Below are 6735 nucleotides of genomic sequence, written 5' to 3'. Positions count from 1 at the left end.
TAAAGGCAAAATTAAAAATGAGCCCGGTGCAATACCGGACTCATTTGGATCAAGCTGCCTAATGAAATAACCGTGTCAACTTTTAGGGGTCACTTCAAAACTCGCTCTTTTTTTGTTATGTACAATAATTCATTACTACTCTAATTCAATCGAAACATTTTTTTGTGGTACGAATGTAGAAATTGCATGTTTATAAATAAGCTGTTGCTTACCTTCTGTTTCCAGTAGGACTGTAAAATTATCAAATCCTTTAATTAATCCACGAAGCTGGAAACCATTTAATAAGTACAGCGTAACAAACGTATTTTCTTTACGGAGTTGATTTAAAAACTGATCTTGAATATTGATTGATTGCTTCATGTCGAATCCTCCTCTTTTTCTCTACTTACTATTATTCGACTTTAGTTGTAACTTTCCTTCTATGTATCGTAAAATTTCTGACGTTTTTTCACCATCTGTAACATCAAACCATGTGACATCCATTTTATTACGGAACCACGTTAATTGACGTTTTGCATAACGACGTGAATTCGTCTTTAATTGTGATACCGCTTCTTCTAAAGAGACACGATTCTCAAAATAATCATATACCTCTTTATACCCAATCGCTTGAATAGATTGACAATCTCTCATCCCACGATTATACAGCCCTTTTACTTCCTCTAATAAACCTTGTTCCATCATTAAATCCACTCGTAAGTTAATGCGATCGTATAGCATTTCTCGATCCATTGTCAAGCCAATTAGTGAAACATCATATAATAACTCGTTTTCTTGTTTTTCGAGTTGTTCACTCATTTTTTCGCCCGTCGTGTGGAAAATTTCTAACGCCCGAATGACACGACGCACATTATTAGCATGAATACGCTCCGCGCTTTCTGGATCTACTTCTTGCAATTTTTCATGTACATATTCCACACCACGTTCTTGAGCTAGCTTTTCCATTTTCTCTCGGTATATAGCATCACCAGCATCATCTGTAAACTGATAATCGAATAAAACAGATTGTATATAAAGACCGGTTCCACCAACAATAATCGGTAATTTACCCCGCTCTGTAATTTCTCGAATATGTTTACGAACACGTTCTTGAAATTCTGCGACAGAAAATGAATTGTCCGGATCTTTTATATCGACCATATAATGTGGAATTCCGTCCATCTCTTCTTTTGTCACCTTTGCGGTTCCAATGTCCATCGTGCGATAAATCTGCATGGAATCTCCACTTATAATTTCACCATTCAACGCTTTGGCAAGGTCAATACTTAACTTCGTCTTTCCAACAGCAGTTGGTCCAATGATGACAGCAACCTTTTCGCGTTGCATTTCTCCCATATCATTCAACTCTCTTTATGTAATATACTCCATCTATTGATTATATCCAATCTTAACAATTTTAACGGTACGATTGCAAGTTCTTTCATTCTGGTACATGAAATTTCATATAAAAAAAGAACATAGTTTGTCCAATTCTGCATACACATGATAAAAAATAGCTTTGAGAGGATGAGTTGACTATGAAACAATCTACCATCAATTTTTCATCTTTAACAAAAGACCTCATTTTAGCCACTGCTACAAAAGAACAAAACTGTTCACAAGAAGAATTATACTTCGCTCTAAATTGTTTGCTACGTTCTTTTCATTCTACGCTCCAAGAAACGACATTACATCCAGAAAATAAAAATACAGAGTATATGCAGACTCAATTTTGCAGTGCATATAAAATTCTTACAGGTACAACTATTTATCCCTTTCAATAATCCATAAAAAGCGGTTGCTTGAAAATATGTAAGCAACCGCTTTTTAAATTAATACATATACACTATTGTATAACTTTCACTTTTACAGACTTACGGCCCCAGCTATTAGCACTACCATCTGAGCCCACTAATACATCAATGCGATTTCCTTTAATCGCACCACCAGTATCTCCAGCAATCGCTTCTCCATATCCTTCTACCCATACTTTCGATCCAAGTGGAATTACCTTTGGATCAACAGCAATTACTTTCATATTTGGATTCGCTGTTAAATCATGCCCCATTGCAGTTAACACACGACCACCATACGTACCATTCTCACTTGGATTTGCTGTATACGCCGTCGCTTCTACTGTTATTTCACGACCGCCAGCAGGTGCATTTGTTTCAGCAGATTTCTTAACTGGTTTCGCAGCTGGCTTTTCCTTTGCTACAGGCTTACTTGATTCTACATTTTTAACAGACTCTTTGCTCTTAACTGCCGTATTATTTTTAACCGACGGATTTACTCTAGCCGGTTCTTCTTGCGTTACAACTTCTTTCTTTTCAATCACAGGTGCTTCTCCTGTTAAAAATGGTACGTGAACATATGCAACTTTTCCATTGTAGTCGAATTGTAACCATTCATTTTGAACTTGATTTGTCGTTTCAATCAAATCATTTTTATTAAATTTACCAAGAATTTCAGAGTCAGTATTCGCTCCAGCACGAATATTTAATACGTTCGCCGTTACATAATACGTACTTTTAGTAAATTCAGCACTTACAAATGCTTCTTTACCGTCTAATTTAATTTTCGACCATCCGTTTTCTGTATTTATAACATCTAATTTATTTCCACTTAACATTTTACCTACAAGCTTTGACTCTACATTTGGGTTTTCTCTCACATTTAATACGTCTGTTGTTACAATCGTTTCTGCTTTCGCAGAACCTGCAAAAATCCCAAGACCAAAAACTGCCGCTGTTGCTATACCTAATAATTTTTTCATGAATAGCCTCCATTTGCTTTGTTTTCGTATTTTCATTATAGCAACAGATTTTTTAGTTTTTTAGAAATCACACAATTACAAAGCACTCGTAATATACGATTAACGAGTTGTAACATAAATTTCCATATTAATGAAATGCATTTTCAATAGAAACCCCAATATTTTTCATATATTTTCCACATACAAGCATGAAAATTTTTTTCCAAAAAAAATTACAGTATTACTGTTTTGTTACAAAAAAATCATATTCCATTACATCTTTTACCATAAAACATCATTCTCCAATTATTAATCTCTTTTTTTGTAATAAAAAGGAGTAGCTTATAGCAGCTACTCCTTTTTCATTTATTATTTAACTTTCTTTTTCCAAATTCCCATCATAAGAGTAGAAATAACTGTCCCTACTAATATAGAGAAAATATATAGCAACGGTTTATTTACTAATGCTATAACAAATAACCCACCATGTGGTGCCGGTAATGTAATTTGGAATAACATAGATAACGCGCCTGCAATACTTGAACCAACAACACAACTTACAATTACTCGAATCGGATCTGCAGCTGCAAATGGAATTGCACCTTCTGTAATAAACGATGCTCCCATAATATAATTTGTTAAACCAGATTTACATTCCGCTTCTGTAAACTTCGTTTTAAAGAATGTAGTTGCAAATGCAATTGCAAGTGGCGGTACCATACCACCAGCCATAACAGCAGAGTGAACTCCAAAGTTCTGCGCTTCTATTGCAGCAATACCAAATGTAAATGCGGCTTTATTAATTGGACCACCCATATCGATTGCCATCATACCACCTAAAATAAGACCTAGTAATATAGCATTTGTACCGTTCAAACCATTTAACCATCCTGTTAACATTTCATTCAATGCTACTACAGGTGGATTTACTACTTTTTGCATTACAACTCCTGTAATTAACAATCCAAAGACTGGATATAACAAAACAGGTTTAATTCCTTCTAACTGCGCTGGTAATCCTGAAAATAATCTTTTCAATCCTAAAACAACATATCCAGCTAAGAAACCAGCAATTAATCCTCCTAAAAACCCAGCATTCGCATGTGCCGCTAAAAACCCTCCAACAACACCAGGCATAAAACCAGGACGATCAGCAATAGAACTCGCAATAAATCCAGCTAAAATTGGTACAAGGAATAAAAACGCCCCTGTTTTTCCTCCACCAATAGACATGAACAATTCAGCTAATGGACCTTCCGCCTTTATACCACCAAACGAAAACGCTAGCGCTATTAAAATTCCACCGCCAACAACGAACGGAAGCATATTACTTACACCACTCATTAAATGCTTATAAATTCCTAATCCTTTTTCATTCTCTATACTCTCTGACTTCCCATTCTCTTTTACACCTTTAAAGATTGGTGCATCTTGTTTGACAGCTCGATTAAGAAGCTTTTCCGTTTTTCTAATCCCATCAGCTACCGGCACTTGAATGACATGTTTTCCAGCAAAACGATTTATTTCTACTTGTTTATCTGCCGCAACGATAATGGCCGTTGCACGTTCAATGTCCTCTTTCGTTAAACCGTTTTTTATACCTGTTGATCCGTTCGTTTCAACTTTAATCGCAATCCCTAACTCTGCCGCTTTCGCTTTCAAACTATCAGCAGCCATATATGTGTGAGCGATTCCAGTCGGACAAGCTGTAACAGCTAATACGTATGGTTCATCCCCTTCCGGTTTCGCTACTTCAACTTCTTCTTCTTTTTCATTCTCTTTTTCATCAAATAAGCGAAGGAGTTCCTCTTCATCCTTTGCTTCTAATAATTGCTTGCGAAAGCCTTCATCCATTAATAATGTAGAAAGACGGGACAACGTTTCTAAATGTGTATTATTTGCTCCTTCACTTGCAGCAATCATAAAGAATAAATGTGCAGGCTGTCCGTCAAGCGATTCATAATTGATACCGCTTACACTTCTACCGAAACAAATCGCCGGTTGCTTAACAGCCTTCGTCTTCGCATGAGGTATGGCAATGCCTTCCCCAATTCCAGTCGTACTTTGGGACTCCCGCTTTAAAATAGCTTCTTTAAATTCCGTTTTACTATTTAAACGATTTGCCCCACTTAATTTCTCAACTAATTCATCTATGACAGCTTCTTTATTTGAAGCTGTCAAATTCATAATGACTGTATCCCTTTTTAATAGTTCTGTAATTTTCATATGTTACTTCCCCCTATCGCTTAACTACAATTACTTGCGACAATAATTCTTCTACTTTTTCCTTTTTACATAAATCTGCCGAAAATGCTGTTGCACTCCCTGTTGCAACACCATATTGGAATGCCTTTTCAATATCTTTTGTTTGTTCGTATTTACCTACAAATCCAGCAACGAGAGAATCTCCTGCCCCAACTGAATTAATAACAACACCTTTTGGAACAGTTGCTTCATATATACCTTCTGCCGTAAATAATAAAGCTCCATCTCCGGCCATTGATACAATAACGTTCTCTACACCTTGTTCGACTAATTTTCTTCCATACGGTAAAATCTCTTCTACTGTTAAAAGCTCCACTCCAAATAACTCACCAAGTTCATGATGATTTGGCTTTATTAAAAATGGCTTATTTTTAATTACATGTTGCAGTGCACTTCCACTTGCATCCACTACTACACGAATACCTTTTTCAGCTCCAAACGCAGCAATTGATTCATAAAAAGTATTTGGAATAGAAGTCGGTACACTTCCAGCAAGTACAATACAATCTCCACGTTGCATACTTTCAATTTTGTTCATTAACTGTCCGAACTGCTCTTTTGTCACAATAGGACCTTGTCCATTTAATTCTGTTTCTTCTTCCCCTTTTATCTTTACATTAATTCTAGTATCTTCATCTACTTGGACGAAATTTGTTGTTACACCTTCATCATGTAATACATCTTGCATAAACTGACCAGTAAATCCACCAGTAAATCCAAGTGCAACATTTCCAACACCTAAACGATGAAGAACGCGAGAAACATTAATCCCTTTTCCTCCAGGAAACTTCATGTCTTTCTCTGCTCGATTTACTGTGCCTAAATCAAAAGAATTAACTTGTACTACATAATCAATAGATGGGTTTAAAGTAACTGTATAGATCATTGTTTATCAGCCTCAATTACATTGGTTTGTCTTTTATATTTTTCTAAATCAATTTCTAAATGGTTTGTAATAATATTTGCATCTTCAACATTGGCAATTTTCGCAAACGCAACTTCTGAAAACTTACTTTCATCAATTAAGAAATACCCTTCGTTCGCTAATGTTAATGCCATTTGTTTTAAAAGCGCTTCTTCTGGATCTGGTGTTGTAAAACCAAACTGTTCATGTACGCCATTCGCTCCTAAAAAACATTTATCAAAGCGATACTTCTGCATACTTTCCTGTGCCATCGCACCAATTAAAGCCTTCGTCCTACTCTTCATCATTCCGCCTAGTAAATACGCACGAATATTATTTTCAACTAAAGCTTCAATATGCATAAGTCCATTCGTCACGACAGTAACATCTTTATTTATTAGAAATGGAATCATTTCAAATGTTGTACTTCCTGCATCTAAATAAATACAATCCCCTTGTTCCACAATAGTAGCTGCATACTTAGCAATTTGATGTTTTATTTGAATGTTTTTGGATGATTTTTCAATCATCGTTGGCTCCTGTCCCTTTGCTGTTAAAACAGAGGCACCACCATGAACTCTTTTTAATAACCTTTGTTTTTCTAATTGTGCTAAATCACGACGAATTGTTGATTCAGAGCTTTCTGTTCTTTCAACTAATTGCTGTAATTTAACTACTTTCTGTTCTTTTACAAGTTGCAATATCATTTGATGACGTTCAGGAGTTAACATTTTACTCACCTCTTCTTTGATTACAGTATAATGAAAACGATCACAAAAATCAACCATATTCCTGTCTCTTATACACATCTGACGCTGCCGACGAAGCTAGA

7 protein-coding genes are annotated in these 6735 nt (G+C 35.7%); 1 reads left to right on the top strand and 6 read right to left on the bottom strand.

Going from position 1 to position 6735, the window contains the following annotated elements; all coding sequences use genetic code 11:
• Positions 1–135: 135 nt before the first annotated feature.
• Both hfq and miaA read right to left on the bottom strand, forming a co-directional pair.
• A complete protein-coding gene (gene hfq, locus JDS92_RS29230) occupies positions 136–360 on the bottom strand; it encodes an RNA chaperone Hfq (protein ID WP_000813896.1) in 225 nt (74 codons plus the stop codon).
• Between the two features lie 21 nt (positions 361–381).
• Positions 382–1335 (bottom strand): tRNA (adenosine(37)-N6)-dimethylallyltransferase MiaA, encoded by a 954-nt coding sequence (miaA, locus tag JDS92_RS29225; protein ID WP_199632989.1) that lies wholly within the window; start codon positions 1333–1335, stop codon positions 382–384.
• Between the two features lie 182 nt (positions 1336–1517).
• Here miaA and JDS92_RS29220 point away from each other — a divergent pair, with 182 nt between their 5' ends.
• Positions 1518–1763: a hypothetical protein gene (locus JDS92_RS29220; RefSeq protein ID WP_000814421.1), complete on the top strand. Its 246-nt coding sequence runs from the start codon at positions 1518–1520 to the stop codon at positions 1761–1763.
• A 62-nt stretch (positions 1764–1825) separates the two neighbouring features.
• Here the strand turns inward: JDS92_RS29220 and entD are convergent, their stop codons facing one another.
• From entD to JDS92_RS29200, 4 genes are all read right to left on the bottom strand, one after another.
• Positions 1826–2755, bottom strand: a complete 930-nt coding sequence (gene entD, locus JDS92_RS29215) for a cell wall-binding protein EntD (protein ID WP_000734606.1) — start codon at positions 2753–2755, stop codon at positions 1826–1828.
• 348 nt (positions 2756–3103) lie between these two features.
• A complete protein-coding gene (locus JDS92_RS29210) occupies positions 3104–4960 on the bottom strand; it encodes a PTS fructose transporter subunit IIABC (protein ID WP_199632988.1) in 1857 nt (618 codons plus the stop codon).
• A gap of 13 nt (positions 4961–4973) precedes the next feature.
• Positions 4974–5885 (bottom strand): 1-phosphofructokinase, encoded by a 912-nt coding sequence (gene pfkB / locus JDS92_RS29205; RefSeq protein ID WP_199632987.1) that lies wholly within the window; start codon positions 5883–5885, stop codon positions 4974–4976.
• Positions 5882–6634 carry a DeoR/GlpR family DNA-binding transcription regulator gene (locus tag JDS92_RS29200; protein WP_000957289.1) on the bottom strand — a complete coding sequence of 251 codons (753 nt, stop codon included), beginning with the start codon at positions 6632–6634 and terminating at the stop codon, positions 5882–5884. Before JDS92_RS29200 ends, pfkB begins: the two co-directional genes overlap by 4 nt.
• Between the last annotated feature and the right edge of the window lie 101 nt (positions 6635–6735).

It is taken from the genome of Bacillus cereus group sp. N12 (assembly GCF_016483575.1).
Taxonomy (GTDB): Bacteria; Bacillota; Bacilli; order Bacillales; family Bacillaceae_G; genus Bacillus_A; species Bacillus_A toyonensis.
Note: the sequence above shows the minus strand (reverse complement) of the source record. Positions and strands in the feature narration are given on the sequence as shown.

Bases quoted from the DNA above. Each gene is read 5' to 3' on its own strand.
- hfq (WP_000813896.1), bottom strand. From the start codon at position 360: ATGAAGCAATCAATCAATATTCAAGATCAGTTTTTAAATCAACTCCGT.
- miaA (WP_199632989.1), bottom strand. From the start codon at position 1,335: ATGGGAGAAATGCAACGCGAAAAGGTTGCTGTCATCATTGGACCAACT.
- JDS92_RS29220 (WP_000814421.1), top strand. From the start codon at position 1,518: ATGAAACAATCTACCATCAATTTTTCATCTTTAACAAAAGACCTCATT.
- entD (WP_000734606.1), bottom strand. From the start codon at position 2,755: ATGAAAAAATTATTAGGTATAGCAACAGCGGCAGTTTTTGGTCTTGGG.
- JDS92_RS29210 (WP_199632988.1), bottom strand. From the start codon at position 4,960: ATGAAAATTACAGAACTATTAAAAAGGGATACAGTCATTATGAATTTG.
- pfkB (WP_199632987.1), bottom strand. From the start codon at position 5,885: ATGATCTATACAGTTACTTTAAACCCATCTATTGATTATGTAGTACAA.
- JDS92_RS29200 (WP_000957289.1), bottom strand. From the start codon at position 6,634: ATGTTAACTCCTGAACGTCATCAAATGATATTGCAACTTGTAAAAGAA.